The 15,558-nt window shown below is 58.6% G+C and carries 13 protein-coding genes and 2 pseudogenes; 9 read left to right on the forward strand and 6 right to left on the reverse strand.

The window, feature by feature from the left end; all coding sequences use genetic code 11:
* The gene (locus AC0KW6_RS10565) at positions 1–774 is read right to left on the reverse strand and encodes a hypothetical protein (RefSeq protein WP_323784160.1); all 774 of its coding nucleotides are present in this window, start codon (positions 772–774) and stop codon (positions 1–3) included.
* 137 nt (positions 775–911) lie between these two features.
* Here AC0KW6_RS10565 and AC0KW6_RS10570 point away from each other — a divergent pair, with 137 nt between their 5' ends.
* The 3 genes from AC0KW6_RS10570 to AC0KW6_RS10580 all read left to right on the forward strand — a co-directional run bounded on the left by AC0KW6_RS10570 (position 912) and on the right by AC0KW6_RS10580 (position 2,963).
* Positions 912–2,138 (forward strand): argininosuccinate synthase, encoded by a 1,227-nt coding sequence (locus tag AC0KW6_RS10570; protein ID WP_024092126.1) that lies wholly within the window; start codon positions 912–914, stop codon positions 2,136–2,138.
* Positions 2,135–2,599: a DUF1810 domain-containing protein gene (locus AC0KW6_RS10575; RefSeq protein ID WP_474034873.1), complete on the forward strand. Its 465-nt coding sequence runs from the start codon at positions 2,135–2,137 to the stop codon at positions 2,597–2,599. Before AC0KW6_RS10570 ends, AC0KW6_RS10575 begins: the two co-directional genes overlap by 4 nt.
* A gap of 79 nt (positions 2,600–2,678) precedes the next feature.
* Positions 2,679–2,963, forward strand: coding sequence for an SCP2 sterol-binding domain-containing protein (locus AC0KW6_RS10580; RefSeq protein ID WP_323784156.1), 285 nt, complete (start codon positions 2,679–2,681; stop codon positions 2,961–2,963).
* Between the two features lie 189 nt (positions 2,964–3,152).
* Here AC0KW6_RS10580 and AC0KW6_RS10585 read toward each other — a convergent pair.
* Positions 3,153–3,295, reverse strand: a pseudogene (locus AC0KW6_RS10585) (sulfotransferase-like domain-containing protein); the annotation flags it as partial.
* A 390-nt stretch (positions 3,296–3,685) separates the two neighbouring features.
* Between AC0KW6_RS10585 and AC0KW6_RS10590 the strand changes: the two are divergent.
* A pseudogene (locus AC0KW6_RS10590) lies at positions 3,686–4,057 on the forward strand (transposase); the annotation flags it as partial.
* Between the two features lie 156 nt (positions 4,058–4,213).
* On the opposite strand, the gene AC0KW6_RS10595 reads toward AC0KW6_RS10590, so the two are convergent.
* Both AC0KW6_RS10595 and AC0KW6_RS10600 read right to left on the reverse strand, forming a co-directional pair.
* Positions 4,214–5,086, reverse strand: a complete 873-nt coding sequence (locus AC0KW6_RS10595) for a ribokinase (RefSeq protein WP_323775511.1) — start codon at positions 5,084–5,086, stop codon at positions 4,214–4,216.
* Positions 5,087–5,092: 6 nt separating this feature from the next.
* A complete protein-coding gene (locus AC0KW6_RS10600; protein WP_323775512.1) occupies positions 5,093–7,348 on the reverse strand; it encodes an NADP-dependent malic enzyme in 2,256 nt (751 codons plus the stop codon).
* A gap of 300 nt (positions 7,349–7,648) precedes the next feature.
* Here AC0KW6_RS10600 and AC0KW6_RS10605 point away from each other — a divergent pair, with 300 nt between their 5' ends.
* Complete coding sequence (locus tag AC0KW6_RS10605) at positions 7,649–8,482, forward strand: flagellin N-terminal helical domain-containing protein (RefSeq protein ID WP_323775513.1); 834 nt, start codon at positions 7,649–7,651, stop codon at positions 8,480–8,482.
* A gap of 101 nt (positions 8,483–8,583) precedes the next feature.
* A complete protein-coding gene (gene mutS / locus AC0KW6_RS10610; RefSeq protein ID WP_474034874.1) occupies positions 8,584–11,214 on the forward strand; it encodes a DNA mismatch repair protein MutS in 2,631 nt (876 codons plus the stop codon).
* Positions 11,215–11,304: 90 nt separating this feature from the next.
* On the opposite strand, the gene AC0KW6_RS10615 is transcribed toward mutS, so the two are convergent.
* Both AC0KW6_RS10615 and hrcA read right to left on the reverse strand, forming a co-directional pair.
* Positions 11,305–11,868 (reverse strand): nucleotide exchange factor GrpE, encoded by a 564-nt coding sequence (locus AC0KW6_RS10615; RefSeq protein ID WP_024092134.1) that lies wholly within the window; start codon positions 11,866–11,868, stop codon positions 11,305–11,307.
* A gap of 9 nt (positions 11,869–11,877) precedes the next feature.
* Positions 11,878–12,942, reverse strand: coding sequence for a heat-inducible transcriptional repressor HrcA (gene hrcA, locus AC0KW6_RS10620; protein ID WP_323775515.1), 1,065 nt, complete (start codon positions 12,940–12,942; stop codon positions 11,878–11,880).
* A 143-nt stretch (positions 12,943–13,085) separates the two neighbouring features.
* On the opposite strand from hrcA, the gene rph reads away from it, so the two are divergent.
* From rph to hemW, 3 genes are read left to right on the forward strand one after another with little or no spacing between them, the layout of a single operon-like run.
* Complete coding sequence (gene rph / locus AC0KW6_RS10625) at positions 13,086–13,799, forward strand: ribonuclease PH (RefSeq protein WP_323775516.1); 714 nt, start codon at positions 13,086–13,088, stop codon at positions 13,797–13,799.
* Positions 13,796–14,410, forward strand: coding sequence for an RdgB/HAM1 family non-canonical purine NTP pyrophosphatase (gene rdgB, locus AC0KW6_RS10630; RefSeq protein ID WP_323775517.1), 615 nt, complete (start codon positions 13,796–13,798; stop codon positions 14,408–14,410). The genes rph and rdgB overlap by 4 nt, the downstream gene beginning before the upstream one ends.
* Positions 14,403–15,557, forward strand: a complete 1,155-nt coding sequence (hemW, locus tag AC0KW6_RS10635) for a radical SAM family heme chaperone HemW (RefSeq protein WP_323775518.1) — start codon at positions 14,403–14,405, stop codon at positions 15,555–15,557. The genes rdgB and hemW overlap by 8 nt, the downstream gene beginning before the upstream one ends.
* Position 15,558: the final 1 nt, after the last annotated feature.

Below are 15,558 nucleotides of genomic sequence, written 5' to 3' on the forward strand. Positions count from 1 at the left end.
TCAGATCGGGCGGCCCTCGACGTAGTGGCCATAGAAGGTGGTGATGACGCTGACATTGACCAGCGTCGTGATTAGCGACACCAGGATCAGGAACACCACCCCCAGCGGCGCAAACACTGCCATCGACAGGCTGGCCACCAGCTGCAACAGCAGCTGCATTAGCCCGATCAGAAGCACCAGCAGGATGATGGCGCCCGTTGTGCCACGAGTCTTTTGCCAGGCTTCGCGCAGTTTCAGCGAATGTCCGATTGCAGCCGCAGGCAGCGCAGGAGTCAGCCGGTAGATCGTCACCAGCAAGAACAAGACCAACACGATATAGGCCGGTATGATCACTATCGCCGCGCCCTGCCCCGCAATGGAGCTTAGCAGCGCCGCGGCAACACCGGCCGGGATCATGATAGCCATCCCGACCAAGGCGATCAGCAGCGACTTTCCGACATAGGCCAGAATGCGGTCACCGCGGAAAGCGGGCAGTAGGCCGCTTGGATATTCCTCCAGCAAAACAAAGCGATGCCAGGACACGAACACCCAGATCTGCACCGCAATGATGACCAGGAACACCACCAGCAGCGTCAGGCCAAAGCCGCCCGCCGCCAAAGCCTGCAACAGCGCCTGCTGGTCGCCCAGCAGCGTCAGCGGCAGCCCGGCGCTGGCCAGCAGCGCAAAGACGATCGCCACCCCGATCAGCACCGGCCCGGCGGCTATCCTGAACCCATGGTTCAAATTCCGGATCACCATGCGCACCGAATGGGAAAATATTGTCCAGCCTTTCATACCGGCATTCTCCAAAAGTTCGTTCTGTTTTGCTGCGCACGTTATGCGTGCTCGGCGGATTAGAAAACCCCGGATAACCTTGCCCTTGCGACCAAAACCGGCTACGCCCCAGACGTTCTGACCTGAGAGGGAATTCCATGTCCGCGCCCAAGAAAGTTGTGCTCGCCTATTCCGGCGGCCTCGACACCTCGATCATCCTGAAATGGCTGCAGACCGAATACGGCTGCGAAGTTGTCACCTTCACCGCCGATCTCGGCCAGGGTGAAGAGCTGGAGCCCGCCCGCAAGAAAGCGGAAATGCTGGGCATCAAGCCGGAGAACATCTTCATCGAAGATGTGCGAGAGGAATTTGTCCGCGACTTTGTCTTCCCGATGTTCCGTGCCAATGCGGTTTACGAAGGCCTCTACCTTCTGGGCACCTCGATTGCCCGCCCGCTGATCTCCAAGCGCCTTGTTGAGATCGCCGAGGCAACTGGCGCCGATGCCGTCGCCCATGGCGCCACCGGCAAGGGCAACGACCAAGTGCGGTTTGAACTGGCAGCCTATGCGCTGAACCCCGATATCAAGGTGATCGCACCCTGGCGGGAATGGGATCTGACCTCGCGCACCCGTCTGCTGGAATTTGCTGAAGCCAACCAGATCCCGGTCGCCAAGGACAAACGCGGCGAAGCCCCCTTCTCCGTTGACGCCAACCTGCTGCACACCTCATCCGAAGGCAAAGTATTGGAAGATCCGGCGGTGATGGCGCCCGATTATGTCTACCAGCGCACTGTGCACCCCGAGGACGCACCGAACGAGCCTGAGTTTATCGAAGTCGGTTTTGAAAAAGGCGATGCTGTCAGTATCAACGGTGAAACCTTGAGCCCGGCAGACCTGTTGACCAAGCTGAACGAATTGGGCGGCAAGCATGGCTGCGGCCGTCTCGATTTGGTCGAAGGCCGCTTTGTCGGCATGAAATCCCGCGGCATTTATGAAACGCCGGGCGGCACCCTGCTTCTGGAAGCCCACCGCGGAATCGAATCGATCACTATGGACCGCGGCGCAATGCATCTCAAAGATGAGCTGATGCCGAAATACGCTGAACTTATCTACAATGGCTTCTGGTATTCGCCTGAGCGGGAAATGCTGCAAGCTGCCATCGACAAGAGCCAGGAACATGTCACCGGAACTGTGCGCCTGAAGCTTTATAAAGGTTCTGCAGCCTGTGTGGGCCGCTGGTCGGATCATTCGCTCTACTCCGAAGCGCATGTAACCTTCGAGGAAGACGCAGGCGCCTATGATCAGACCGATGCTGCAGGTTTCATTCAGTTAAACGCCCTGCGCCTCAAGCTGCTGGCCGCCCGCGAGCGCCGGATCAAAAAGTGAGTAACTACGACGATATAGACGGCGGTTTCGAAGACGATTTCGCGGAAGAGCTGGAAATGTTCGTCGAAGCTCAGGACACCGTTTGGGCGGCTGTTCTGACTGAACTCTCTGAAGGTCAAAAGACGAGCCACTGGATGTGGTTCGTCTTTCCCCAATTGGCCGAACTGGGCCAATCCCATATGGCACAGCTTTACGGGATCGAGGACCTGACTGAGGCCACCGCCTATTTGAACCACGAAATACTGCGAAACCGCCTGGTGGAGGCCAGCCAGCTGATGCTGCAGCATCTGGGAACGGATCCAGCGCAAATCCTCGGCGGTATCGACGCAAAGAAACTTCGCTCTTCAATGACACTGTTTGCAGCTGTCCCCGGTGCGCCGGCGGAATTCCGGCAGGTGCTTGATGCCTTCTATGGCGGCCGACCCTGCCCTCTGACCGAGGCAGCCCTTACCGGAACGTAAGCAGGCGACTTCACCTAAGGTCAATGTTGCTGGCCATCCCTTGCATACCTAATCCTCGCCGCAGGCAAGGGAGGGCCAAATGGCATTGCAAGACATCGCTAGGGAAATCCGCACAGGACTGGCTGGAAAAACCTTTGAGGGCTCACTGAAATTCGATTGCGGCGAAGATGGTGTCATCGTGCTCACAGAAGGCAGTGCCAGCACAGATGACTGTGGCACCGACTGCACGCTGCAGCTTTCCAAAGAGAACTTGAAGAAATTGCTCACCGGCAAGCTCAACCCGATGACAGCCGTAGTAATGGGCAAAATCAAGATTTCCGGCAAGATGGGTGTTGCCATGCAACTGAGCAAGCTGCTCGGTTGAGGCACTTCATTTTCTTGGAAATATCCTCGGGATGAGTGCCGCAGGCGCGAGGCGGAGACAAGGCCGCCTCGCGCCTCAGATTTTCACTGCATTCATCTGTTCGTAGTAGGGCTTGATGCTAGGGACCTGTCCCAGCAGCGCCTCTGCCACTGCGTCGGGATCCTGCGGTTGGCAGTCCAGAATGCCCTACCGCATTGGGTGCCTGAGGCCCGTCATCGACAGGTAAGCCGCATAAAACGGTTTATCCGTCACCCGCAATCGCCACGGTTGCCAATGGTATACATCATCGCCAACGACAGGTTCCGCGGCCCGGACCACATGGCAATCCGCATTATGCGCACTCCCTTTCGATGAGATCTTTATAGAGGGCACAAGGATGTTCGGTCAGTGTGGCAACAAAGCAGAATGAAAGGCCAGAATGCGTTTACTGGACAGACTGGGACCTTTGACTTTAATGGGCCTTTTTACGATCGGTACGGTTGCTCATGCCAATCCGGTGCAAGCACAAGCACAAGCGACTGTCGTGCTGACCGTGGCCGGGGGGCTGGTGTGTGGAAAGCGATTATGAAAGCGTGCCCGGGGTGATCGAAGCTTTGCGGGCTGTACCGGCGGCAAGACTGAAAACCCGACTTGCAAAAACGTCAGCCGCGACGGCAGCGGTCATTATGAGGCGGTGAAAATCATCTGCAATCTGGCACAGCTCAGCGTCATGCACGAGAGGAGTCACCCTCCGCCCCAAGTATGCCTGCTGCGCCTGCACCGAGAGTGTCACCCAGGCACGGGCCCCTGCGCATCTGATCGACGGCGGGCTGCCGACCGGGGCACCATCGCGCAAGTCCTGGCAGCCAAGTTCTCGGACCATTTGCCATTATACCACCAGAGCCAGATCCTCGCCCGCTCCGGGATTGATCTCCACCTCAGCGCGCTCGCCGTTTGGGTTGGCACCGCCGCCTTCCACTTTGGCCTGATAGTCGACCGGCTCGCTGAGCACCTTAAGGGCTCAGGCAAGCTGTTCAGGCCCTCTCGGCAGATTTGCCCTGCAAATCACCTGCCGGGTAATAGATGAAACCACGGCGCCGGTTCTGGACCCGGGCCTCCCCGTTCCCGACTGGCCGGTGATCGGGTAGCTCAGTTGTGAAGCGATGCCGCACCTTTTATCGAAGGGCATTAAAGCGGGGACGCTGCCCACCTTGGCCTGACGGCCAATTCCCTCGATGTATTTTGACCAGAAAGAGGTAAACCGTCTCAAATCAAAAGCAAGCCGCCTGAACTTCTTTAAGTTCAGGGATCACGTCCGCTGTGCCATGGCGCGTGACCATCAGCGCCGCAGCCTGCGTGGCCAGTGACATTGCCTCTGCCAACGGCAAACCCCGATCCAGACCTGAGAGAACATATCCGGTGAAAGTGTCTCCTGCCCCCGTCGTATCTACTGGTGTCACCGGAAGAGCGGAAACATCCAGTATCACACCGGTTTCGCCGTTTATATGCCGCGCGCCTTTGGCGCCGAGAGTGATGATCACGTCTTTGACGCCAAGCTCATCGGGTGACTTTCCAGACGCCTCTTTCAACTGTCCGGCTTCCACCTCGTTCAAGATCAGGAAGTCGAGAAATGGCAGAACCGCTTGGACTGCGTCCGAGTTAAAGGGGGCGGCGGCGTAGCAGACCCGCAGCCCGCGATCGCGGCCCGCGCGGGCAGCTTCCTCCTGCATGTTGGTTTCATTCTGCATCACTAGAATGTCGCCTGCACATGCCCGCAAAAGCGCTTGATCCAGCTGGTTCCGGGTCAGCGCACGGTTGGCGCCCGGAAACAGGATGATCTGATTTTCACCCTTTGGTTCCACCGCAATGATGGCGTGGCCCGTCGGGGTGTCCACCTCGGCAATATCGCGAATTCCAACTCCATAGCCCTTCAATCGCTCAACCGCCCAGACCCCGTCAGGGCCCGCCGCACCGATGTGATGCACCTGGCTGCCGGCCCGAACCGCGGCCACGGACATATTCGCCCCCTTGCCGCCAAGAAACCGGTCAAGGTGCCGGGCGGCAAGGGTTTCCCCCGCCGCCGGCAAATGCGGCATAGCATAAACCATGTCCGCATTGATCGAGCCGAGGTTCCAGATTGCCATATGAGATCACCCGATGTTGCAGGCTGCCAGTACCGCCATATTCAAAATGTCATTGGTGGTGGAGGTGGTCGAGCAAATCTGGACCGGCTTGTCGATACCGGACAGGATCGGGCCGATCACCGTGGCGCCGCCCATTTCTTGCATCAGTTTGACCGAGATCGAGGCCGAGTGGCGGGCCGGCACGATCAGGATGTTAGCCGGGCCGCTCAGGCGCTGGAACGGGTAATACCGTTGAGCCCGCTCGTTGAGCGCCACATCAACGGTCATCTCACCTTCGTATTCGAAATCAACACCGCGTTTATCCAGCACGGTGGGCGCGACATGCATTTTTTCAGAGCGTTCTGACACTGGGTAACCAAAGGTGGAGAAGCTGACAAAGGCCACCCGCGGTTCAAGCCCCATATGGCGGGCGACGCCCACGGCACGTTCAGCGATGTTTGCCAGGTGGTTCTCATCCGGCCATTCGTGCACCAAAGTGTCCCCGATCAGAACGATCCGCCCTTTGTGCAGCAGCGCCGTTACGCCGGCGGCACCATGGTCGGCGTCGGCATCAAACACATGGTTGATCCGCTCCAGAACATGGGCTGATTTCCGAGTCGCGCCAGTGACCAGGCCGTCGCCATGCCCATGCGCCAGCATCAGGCTGGCAAATACGTGCCGATCACGTCCTACCAGCCGGTGAATATCCTTGTGATCAAAACCTTTACGCTGCAGGCGGTTATACAGGAAGTCCTTGTAAACATCGAAATTCGGCGTGTTGGCTGCATTGACAATTTCCAGTTCACGCACGGCATCGCCAAGTCCGGCCTTTTCCAGTTTGGTCCGCACATCCTCCTGCCGGCCCACAACCAATGATTTCCCAAAGCCGGAACGCTGGTACATCACCGCAGCGCGCAGCGCACGGGGATCGTCACCTTCGGCAAAAATCATCCGGGACTGGGCGGAACGGGCACGGGCATTCAACCCGCGCAGGATAGAAGCGGTCGGATCCATGCGGGATTTCAATCCGACCTCATAGGCGTCCATGTCCACGATCGGGCGGCGCGCGGCACCGGTATCCATGCCGGCCCTGGCCACCGCCAGCGGAATCCGGTGGATGAGCCGGGGATCAAAGGGGGTAGGAATGATGTAGTCGCGGCCAAAAGACAGAGACTTGCCATAGGCCAGCGCCACTTCGTCCGGCACATCCTCGCGGGCAAGGGCAGCCAAAGCGTGGGCACAGGCTATTTTCATCTCATCGTTGATGGCGCGGGCGTGGATATCCAGCGCGCCGCGGAACAGATAGGGGAAACCCAGCACGTTGTTGACCTGGTTCGGGTAATCCGACCGGCCGGTCGCGACAATGGCATCGACACGCACCTCATGCGCCTCCTCCGGAGTGATCTCAGGATCCGGGTTGGCCATGGCAAAGATCACCGGATTGTCCGCCATCGAGGCGACCATCTCTTGCGTCACTGCACCCTTGACCGAGACGCCCAGGAACACATCCGCGCCGCGCATCGCCTCTTCTAGGGTGCGCAGGTCGGTCTGGATCGCATGGGCCGATTTCCACTGGTTCATGCCTTCTGTGCGGCCCTGGTAGATCACTCCCTTAGTGTCACAGGCAATGCAGTTTTCATGCCGTGCGCCCATCGCTTTCAGCAGCTCGATACAGGCAATGCCGGCTGCTCCTGCCCCATTCAGGACGATCTTCACATCCTCAATTTTCTTGCCCGACAAATGCAGCGCATTGATCAGGCCGGCCGCGCAGATCACCGCGGTTCCGTGCTGGTCGTCGTGAAAGACAGGAATGTCCATCTCTTCCTTGAGCTTCTGCTCAATGATGAAACACTCGGGCGCCTTGATGTCCTCCAGGTTGATGCCGCCAAAAGTCGGCCCCATCAGCTTGACCGCTTCGATGAACTTGTCCGGATCCTCGGTATCCAGCTCGATGTCGATCGAATTCACGTCGGCGAAGCGTTTGAACAGGACAGATTTACCCTCCATCACCGGTTTGGACCCCAAAGCCCCCAGATTGCCCAGCCCCAAGACCGCCGTGCCGTTAGAAATCACCGCAACCAGGTTACCCTTATTGGTGTAATCATAGGCAGTTTCTGGATTTTCCGCGATTGCCTCGCAAGGCACCGCAACGCCGGGAGAGTACGCCAGCGACAAATCCCGCTGCGTTGTCATCGGGACAGTGGCATTGATCTCCCATTTGCCTGGAGACGGCTCCAGGTGAAACGCCAGGGCTTCTGCGTCGGTGATCTTTGTTTTGGGCATTTAATCTCGTGTCCTCTCCTCGTCACAGTCCGTCTTAGCCCAGCCAACCGCGCCCCTCAATCCGGGCTTTCAAGAATCTGTATGGCCAGAATTGAGATAAACACGACTAAAAGACGATAGAAGCCGTCAAGATTTCACCTTAAAGCAGATCTCCAGCCGTTGTATTTTACTAATAGGTATTAACACGCACCTGTCCGCCAGGTGGTGCTGCGCGCTTGAACTCATGGGCCTGAGAAGCACCTGTCAGAATGTCATTTGTACACCCGGAACACGGGCCTAGGATCGAAGGAATACTGAGGGATGATAAGCTTCCAGAACAATTCCGGAGCGATGGTTGCCTTGCAGGCATTGGGCGGCGTCAGTAGCCAGCTCGACACCGTACAAACCAGCATATCCACCGGCAAAGAAGTCGACACAGCGCAGGATAACGCCGCCCTTTGGGCGATCTCCGAGCTGATGGATTCAGATGTCTCCGGATTACGCTCTGTCTCGGACTCGTTGTCGTTGGGTGAAGCCACCGTGGCGGTTGCTTCCGCCGGAGCGGAACAGATCGCTGATACTTTGACCGAAATGAGGTCTCTGGCAGTTATGGCGGCAAGCGGGATGGGGGATCTCAGCAAATTCGAAGCTGCTCTGTCGCTTAGAACCGAGCAGATCAATTCAATAATCTCGTCATCCAATTTCAATGGCGTGAACCTGTTGAAGACCGACGTGGACGGAAATGGCGGCACAGCGCTGGCTGTTCCGTCTGCACTGTCTGCGGCCGGAGGCCTGACGACGCTCAGCGTCGATGGTGTGGACTTCGAAGGCAGCCCGCAGTTTAACATCGGCAACCGGACTGTCATAACCGACAGCGCCAGTGCGCTGACCGCCCTAGGCGAAATCGAGGGTTTCCTGACTTATGCAATCAGCAGTTCTGCTGCGTTAGGCGCCAGCGCCAGCGGCATTGCAGAACAGAACCAGTTCGTCGGAAAGTTGTCGGATACGATCACCCGTGGGGTCAGTTTGATGATCGACACCAGCACGGAGGAGGCGGCGGCAAAACTCCTGGCGCTGCAGGCACAACAGCAGCTGAGTTCAGTCTCACTGTCCATCGTCCATACGATGCCCGACACGCTCCGCAATCTCTACTGACAGCAGGCTGCCGCTGAGGATCCTGGCGGCAGCCACATCCGGGTTTTCCTCGGACCACCCCCATAGTACACGTCTTACAAAGACGACCCGGGGGAATTTTCATGACCGTAACGCCCATGATGGCGCAGTATCTCGAGATCAAGGCAGCACATGCGGATGCGTTGCTTTTTTACCGGATGGGCGACTTTTACGAGATGTTCTTTGAGGACGCAGTCAACGCCGCAGAAGCCCTGGATATAGCGTTGACCAAACGCGGAAAGCACAATGGCAAGGACATTCCGATGTGCGGAGTGCCTGTCCACGCTGCCGAAGGCTATCTGCTGACCCTGATCCGCAAGGGCTTTCGCGTAGCCGTGGGCGAACAGCTGGAAAGCCCGGCTGAGGCCAAAAAACGCGGTTCAAAAACGGTGGTGAAACGGGATGTGGTGCGGCTCGTGACCCCCGGCACGCTGACCGAAGAGTCTCTGTTGGAAGCCCGGCGCCACAATTTCTTGGTTTCCTACTCTGAACTGCGGGACGAAGCCGCACTGGCATGGGCGGACATTTCCACCGGCGCGTTCCATGTGATGCCGGTTGCGCGGATCCGCTTGTCTCCCGAACTGGCCCGTCTGGCGCCTTCGGAGCTCATCGTTGCGGATGGCCCGGCCTATGGCACCGCCCGCCCTCTGGCCGATGAATATAAGATCCCGCTCACACCGCTAGGCAAGGCGAGCTTTGACAGTACCGCCGCGGAAAGGCGCATCTGCACCTTGTTCAACGTCAGCGCCCTGGATGGTTTTGGCACTTTCACCCGTGCCGAGGTCTCAGCCATGGGCGCGCTGATCGACTATTTGGAAATCACCCAAAAAGGCAAACTGCCGCTGTTGCAGCCGCCGCAGCAGGAGGCGCAGGACCGGGTTGTGCAGATTGATGCAGCCACCCGCCGCAACTTGGAACTGACCCGCTCGCTTTCCGGCGGCCGCAACGGCTCTCTGCTGGCTGTTGTCGACCGGACAGTTACCCCCGGTGGTGCCCGACTGCTGGAGCAACGGCTGTCCAGCCCGTCCCGCAATTTGGATGTCATCCACCAGCGCCTTGCCGCATTGGATTTCGCTGTTGACCACGCACAGACCGCCGAAGACCTGCGCGCGGCTTTGCGCAAAACACCGGACTTGGACCGGGCGCTCTCCCGCCTGGCTCTGGAGCGCGGCGGCCCGCGCGACTTGGCTGCCATCCGCAACGGGTTGTCGCAGGCCGAAGCAATTGCTGGGTTCTGCGCCGGTCTCGAACTGCCTGCGCTTATGGCCGGTGCCATGTCAGATCTTCAAGGGTTCGACGATCTGCTGTCGCTCCTTGAAGCGGCCCTAGTGGCAGAACCGCCACTGCTGGCGCGGGACGGCGGTTACATCGCAACCGGTTACGACCCGGAACTCGACGAAGCCCGCACCCTGCGCGACGAAGGCCGCTCGGTGATTGCTTCCATGCAGCAGAAATACGCGGAACATACCGGCATCACGTCACTGAAAATCAAGCACAACAATGTGCTGGGCTATTTCATCGAAACCACCGCGACCCACGCGGATAAAATGATGTCGCCGCCACTGAACGAAACCTATATCCATCGCCAGACAACCGCCAATCAGGTCCGTTTCACGACTGTGGAGCTGAGCGAAATCGAAACCCGCATCCTGAATGCCGGTAACCTGGCTCTTGAAACTGAAAAGCGGCTCTATGCAAAGCTTTCCGGGGCAATTTTGAAGACTGCCGCCCGCCTCAACACTGCCGCCCGCGGGTTGGCCGAGCTGGATCTTCTGACCGGTCTGGCCGATCTGGCACGTGGCGAAAACTGGAGCCGTCCCAAGGTTGACGGCGGCCGCGCGTTTCACGTGGAAGGCGGACGCCACCCGGTGGTGGAGCATGCCCTGCGGCGGCAAGGCGGTGAGACTTTTGTGGCCAATGATTGCAATCTGTCAGCACAGGACGGCGCGGCGGTCTGGCTGCTTACTGGTCCGAACATGGCCGGTAAGTCAACATTCCTGCGCCAGAACGCTCTGATCGCCCTGCTTGCCCAAATGGGAAGCTACGTTCCGGCGGAACGTGCCCATATCGGCGTCGTTAGCCAGCTTTTCAGCCGGGTCGGTGCAGCCGACGACCTCGCGCGCGGCCGCTCCACCTTCATGGTGGAAATGGTCGAAACCGCAGCTATTCTAAATCAGGCCGACGACCGGGCTCTGGTGATTCTGGATGAGATCGGCCGTGGCACTGCGACCTATGATGGTCTCTCCATCGCCTGGGCCACTCTGGAACACCTGCATGATGTTAACCGCTCGCGCGCGCTGTTTGCGACCCATTACCACGAACTGACCCAGCTTGCCGCCAAGTTGGAAGGCGTCGACAACGCCACAGTGGCGGTCAAGGAATGGGAAGGCGAAGTGATTTTCCTGCACGAAGTGCATAAAGGCGCTGCTGACCGGTCATATGGCGTGCAAGTGGCGCAGTTGGCCGGCCTTCCGGCATCGGTTGTTGCGCGTGCTCGAGATGTACTCGACATGCTCGAGAAAGGCAGCCGTGAAGGCGGAACGAAAATCCAGATTGACGATCTTCCACTCTTCGCTGCCGCACCGCCGCCAGAGCCAACGGCACCGGTTGGCCCCTCGCCTGCTGAGGAATTCCTCGCAAGCATACACCCGGACGAGCTCTCGCCGCGGGAAGCGCTGGAGATTCTCTACAAGCTGAAACAGGCAGCTACGTAAAACAGAAAGGCGGCGCCAAACGGCTCCGCCTTTCTTTCATTGCCAATAAGCTTCCTGCCGAGGCGCAAGCCCCGGAGGGCCTGCTTCCCTTTAGCCAGCCGGCGTAGAAGACACCCCGACCTGCGCCGCGCGCAGCAAACGGTCGTGCAGCATGAAGCCTTCGGCGGACACCTGGATAATATCACCAGCCTTAGTGCCCGGCACCGGTGCTTCGAACATTGCCTCATGCACCTGCGGATCAAACTTGTCGCCAACCTCTGGCGATACAACCCGGATCCCATGCTTTTCAAACACGCCCAGCAGCGAGCGCATGGTCAGCTCCACACCTTCGATCAGCGCCGCCGCAACTTCGCGCTGCTCGCTGGTCGCCGCCTCGATTGCACGCTTCATGTTGTCGTAAACCGGCAACATGTCACGGGCCAGTTTCGAGCCACCATAATTCTCCGCTTCCCGGCGCGCCTTGTCACCGCGCTTACGGGCGTTTTCGGCATCCGCCAGCGCCCGCATGAACCGGTCCTTCAGCTCATCCCGTTCCGCCCGGAGCGCATCGATTTCCAGCGAGGCATCATCAAATTCCTCGGTCTGCCCCGCCAGCTCTTCAGCCTCGGCGGCAGCGATGTCATCCAGAAAGTCTTCGTCCTTGAGCTCTGCCATGTTTCACCTCTAACTCCGGTCAGACAACAGTTTGCCGACCAGTTGTGCCGTATAGTCCACTATCGGCACGATCCGTCCGTAATTCAGGCGCGTCGGGCCAATCACCCCTACCGCACCGATGATCTTTCGATCCGCGTTCATATAGGGAGACACCACCAAAGAGGAACCCGAAAGTGAGAAAAGTTTGTTCTCGGAACCGATAAAAATGCGCACGCCATCGCCGTCTTCAGTCAGTTCCAGAAATTCGGCGATATCACGCTTGCGCTCCAGGTCGTCAAACAGGGTTCGGATCCGCTCCAACTCCTCGGCCGCTCCAGTCTCGGCCAGCAGATTCGCCCGGCCGCGCACAATCAGCCGTGCCTGATCGCTGCCCTCATCCTCCCATACGGCCAGCCCGCTTTCGATCATAGCATGTGCCAGGCTGTCGATTTCCTGCCGCCGTGCCGATATCTCTTTTTGGATTTCCCGCTGCACCTCGCTCAGCGTCCGCCCCTCAATCAGCGCATTCAGGAAATTCGCCGCTTCCCGCATCGAACTCGGTGTCTGGCCCGGCGGCGGCTTGAACAGGCGGTTCTCCACATGACCGTCGGAAAACACCAGAACCACCAACGCCCGGTCATGCGCCAGAGAAACAAATTCGATATGCCGGATTTCCGCCTCATGCTTGGGTGTCAGCACCAGCGAGGCGCCTTGCGTGACACCGGACAGTGCCGCGCCGACCCTGTCCAGCATGCCGCCAACATCGCCGGCATTCTTGCCCAGCGTTGCATCGATTTTCTGGCGGTCGTTTGCATTGAGGTCACCAACCTCCAGCAGCCCATCGACAAACATCCGCAAACCCATTTGGGTGGGCACCCTGCCAGCGCTTACATGGGGACTGTCCAGAAGGCCAAGATATTCCAGATCCTGCATAACATTGCGAACGGTGGCCGCGCTTACCTTTTCGCTCAATGAACGTGTCAGCGTACGGCTTCCAACTGGATCGCCGCTCTCCAAATAGCTTTCAACCACCGTCCGGAAAACTTCCCGCGAGCGGTCATTCAGGTCTTGAAGGATATTGTTCGCTTCGCTCATCAGCCTTCCAACGTTTCTTGCGGATTCAACATAGGAACCCAAAGCCCGGATGTCATTAAAGAGCAGCGCGCGAAAAGGTCAATCGGGCTTGCATCGCCTGTCGACAGGGGGATATCCCCAAGCCAGCAAATAAAGGATGTGCCATGCGACCCTCGGGAAGAGAACTGAATGAAATGCGCGCCGTGTCAATTGAGACCGGCTTCACCAAGCACGCTGAAGGCTCCTGCCTGATCAAGGCCGGCGATACCCACGTCCTGTGCACCGCCACCATCGAAGACCGCGTGCCGCCCTTTATCAAGGGAACCGGACTTGGCTGGGTCACTGCAGAATACGGCATGCTGCCGCGCGCCACAAACACCCGCATGCGCCGCGAAGCAGCATCGGGCAAGCAAGGCGGCCGCACTGTAGAAATCCAGCGTCTGATCGGGCGGGCCCTGCGCGCCGGTGTTGACCGCGTCGCCCTGGGCGAACGTCAGATCACCGTCGACTGTGACGTGCTGCAGGCCGATGGCGGCACCCGCTGCGCCTCGATCACCGGCGGCTGGGTGGCTCTGCGCCTGGCAGTCAACAAGCTGATGAAAGCCGGCGATGTGAAGATGGATCCTTTGACGGATCCGGTCTCGGCGGTATCCTGCGGCATCTACGCAGGCCAGCCGGTGCTGGATCTGGACTATCCGGAAGACTCAGAGGCCGGCGTCGACGGAAACTTTATCATGACCGGATCGGGCAAGCTGATCGAAGTTCAGATGTCTGCCGAAGGCTCCCTGTTCTCCCGGGACCAGATGAACCAGCTGATGGATCTGGCCGCCAAAGGCACCACAGAACTCGCAGAGATGCAAAAGGCTGCCTGCAAATGACCCGCAAACTGGAAGGCGGCAAACTGCTTGTCGCCACCCACAACAAGGGTAAGCTGAAAGAGATCACCGAGATACTCGCCCCCTTCGGCGTCAGCGTTGCCGGCGCCGGCGAAATGAACCTGCCGGAGCCGGAAGAAACTGAAGACACCTTTGTCGGCAATGCCCGGATCAAGGCCCACGCAGCTGCCAAGGCAACCGGCCTGCCAGCCCTGTCAGATGATTCCGGTATCACTATTGATGCGCTGAATGGTGCCCCGGGTGTCTATACCGCCGACTGGGCAGAAACCCCGAATGGCCGTGATTTTCAGAGGGCGATGGCGCGTGCGAATGAAAAGCTGAACGCCGTTGGCGCCGAAGCCCCCCGCACCGCCCAGTTCCGCTGTACCCTGGTTATTGCGTGGCCTGACGGCCACGACGAAGTGTTCGAAGGCGTGATGCCCGGCCAACTTATATGGCCGATCCGCGGCGAGCATGGCTTTGGCTATGACCCAATGTTCCAGCCAGACGGTTATGACATCACCTGTGCCGAAATGGACCCCGAAGAAAAAAACAAGATAAGCCACCGCGGTAAGGCAGTTACCCAGTTCGTCCAGGGCTGTTTCGGTGGATGATTGGCGCAAAGCAGGCTTTGGCCTCTATGTGCATTGGCCCTTTTGCCAGGCCAAATGCCCTTACTGCGACTTCAACAGTCATGTCTCCGCAAATATTGACCAGAACCTATGGGTTAGGGCCTATGTAAATGAACTGGACAGACTGTCACAGCAGCTTTCCGGCCGCGTCCTCAACTCAATATTCTTTGGCGGCGGCACACCTTCATTGATGCAGCCTGAAACCGTAGCTGCAGTTATTGAAAAAGCACGTGAAATCTGGCCCTTTGCCAATGACATAGAAATCTCTCTTGAAGCGAATCCAGGCTCTGTCGAGGCTGGCCGCTTTGCCGGCTACCGGGATGCCGGGGTCAACAGGGTCTCGATGGGCATTCAGGCTCTGAATGACGAAGATCTGCACCGGCTGGGACGCATTCATAGCGTCTCCGAGGCCAAAGCCGCCTTCGACATCGCCCGAAATTGCTTTGACCGGGTCAGCTTTGATCTGATTTATGCCCGCCAGGGTCAGACATTGAAAGGCTGGGAGGCTGAACTGCGTGAGGCGCTCTCAATGACTATTGACCACCTGTCGCTCTACCAACTGACTATTGAGGACGGCACCGCTTTTGGTGACCGCTATGCCCGGGGCAAGCTGCGGGACTTGCCGGCTGACGACACGGCCGCGGACATGTACCAAGCGACCCAGGAAATTTGTGCGTCTTATGGTATGGGCTGTTATGAAATTTCCAACCACGCCAAGCCAGGCTCGGAATCTCGTCACAATCTGATCTACTGGCGCTACGGCGACTATGCCGGGATCGGCCCCGGCGCCCATGGCCGGTTAACTTTGAACGGTTCCCGATATGCCACGGAAACCCATCTGGCCCCAGGAGCCTGGCTGGCAGCGGTCAGAAACGGTAACGGAGAATCCCTTCGCGACTCTCTTTCCCCAGAAGTTGCTGCGGTGGAATACTTGATGATGGGGATGCGCCTCTCTGAAGGTCTGGATATGGTGCGTTTCGCCGAACTTTCAGGCGCAGAACTTCCTCAGAACCGGTTGGCAGACCTTGTCCAGATGGGCATGGTAACTATCTCTGACCAGAGGCTTCGCGCGACGGAACAGGGACGCGCCCTATTGAATGCGGTCCTCCGCGAACTGTTAATGGATTGAA

The sequence above is a fragment of the Leisingera sp. SA215 genome, assembly GCF_055902035.1.

What these genes read in the sequence shown, in the direction of transcription:
- AC0KW6_RS10565 (WP_323784160.1), bottom strand. Translation starts at nt 774, where the DNA reads ATGAAAGGCTGGACAATATTTTCCCATTCGGTGCGCATGGTGATCCGG.
- AC0KW6_RS10570 (WP_024092126.1), top strand. Translation starts at nt 912, where the DNA reads ATGTCCGCGCCCAAGAAAGTTGTGCTCGCCTATTCCGGCGGCCTCGAC.
- AC0KW6_RS10580 (WP_323784156.1), top strand. Translation starts at nt 2,679, where the DNA reads ATGGCATTGCAAGACATCGCTAGGGAAATCCGCACAGGACTGGCTGGA.
- AC0KW6_RS10595 (WP_323775511.1), bottom strand. Translation starts at nt 5,086, where the DNA reads ATGGCAATCTGGAACCTCGGCTCGATCAATGCGGACATGGTTTATGCT.
- AC0KW6_RS10600 (WP_323775512.1), bottom strand. Translation starts at nt 7,348, where the DNA reads ATGCCCAAAACAAAGATCACCGACGCAGAAGCCCTGGCGTTTCACCTG.
- AC0KW6_RS10605 (WP_323775513.1), top strand. Translation starts at nt 7,649, where the DNA reads ATGATAAGCTTCCAGAACAATTCCGGAGCGATGGTTGCCTTGCAGGCA.
- mutS (WP_474034874.1), top strand. Translation starts at nt 8,584, where the DNA reads ATGACCGTAACGCCCATGATGGCGCAGTATCTCGAGATCAAGGCAGCA.
- AC0KW6_RS10615 (WP_024092134.1), bottom strand. Translation starts at nt 11,868, where the DNA reads ATGGCAGAGCTCAAGGACGAAGACTTTCTGGATGACATCGCTGCCGCC.
- hrcA (WP_323775515.1), bottom strand. Translation starts at nt 12,942, where the DNA reads ATGAGCGAAGCGAACAATATCCTTCAAGACCTGAATGACCGCTCGCGG.
- rph (WP_323775516.1), top strand. Translation starts at nt 13,086, where the DNA reads ATGCGACCCTCGGGAAGAGAACTGAATGAAATGCGCGCCGTGTCAATT.
- rdgB (WP_323775517.1), top strand. Translation starts at nt 13,796, where the DNA reads ATGACCCGCAAACTGGAAGGCGGCAAACTGCTTGTCGCCACCCACAAC.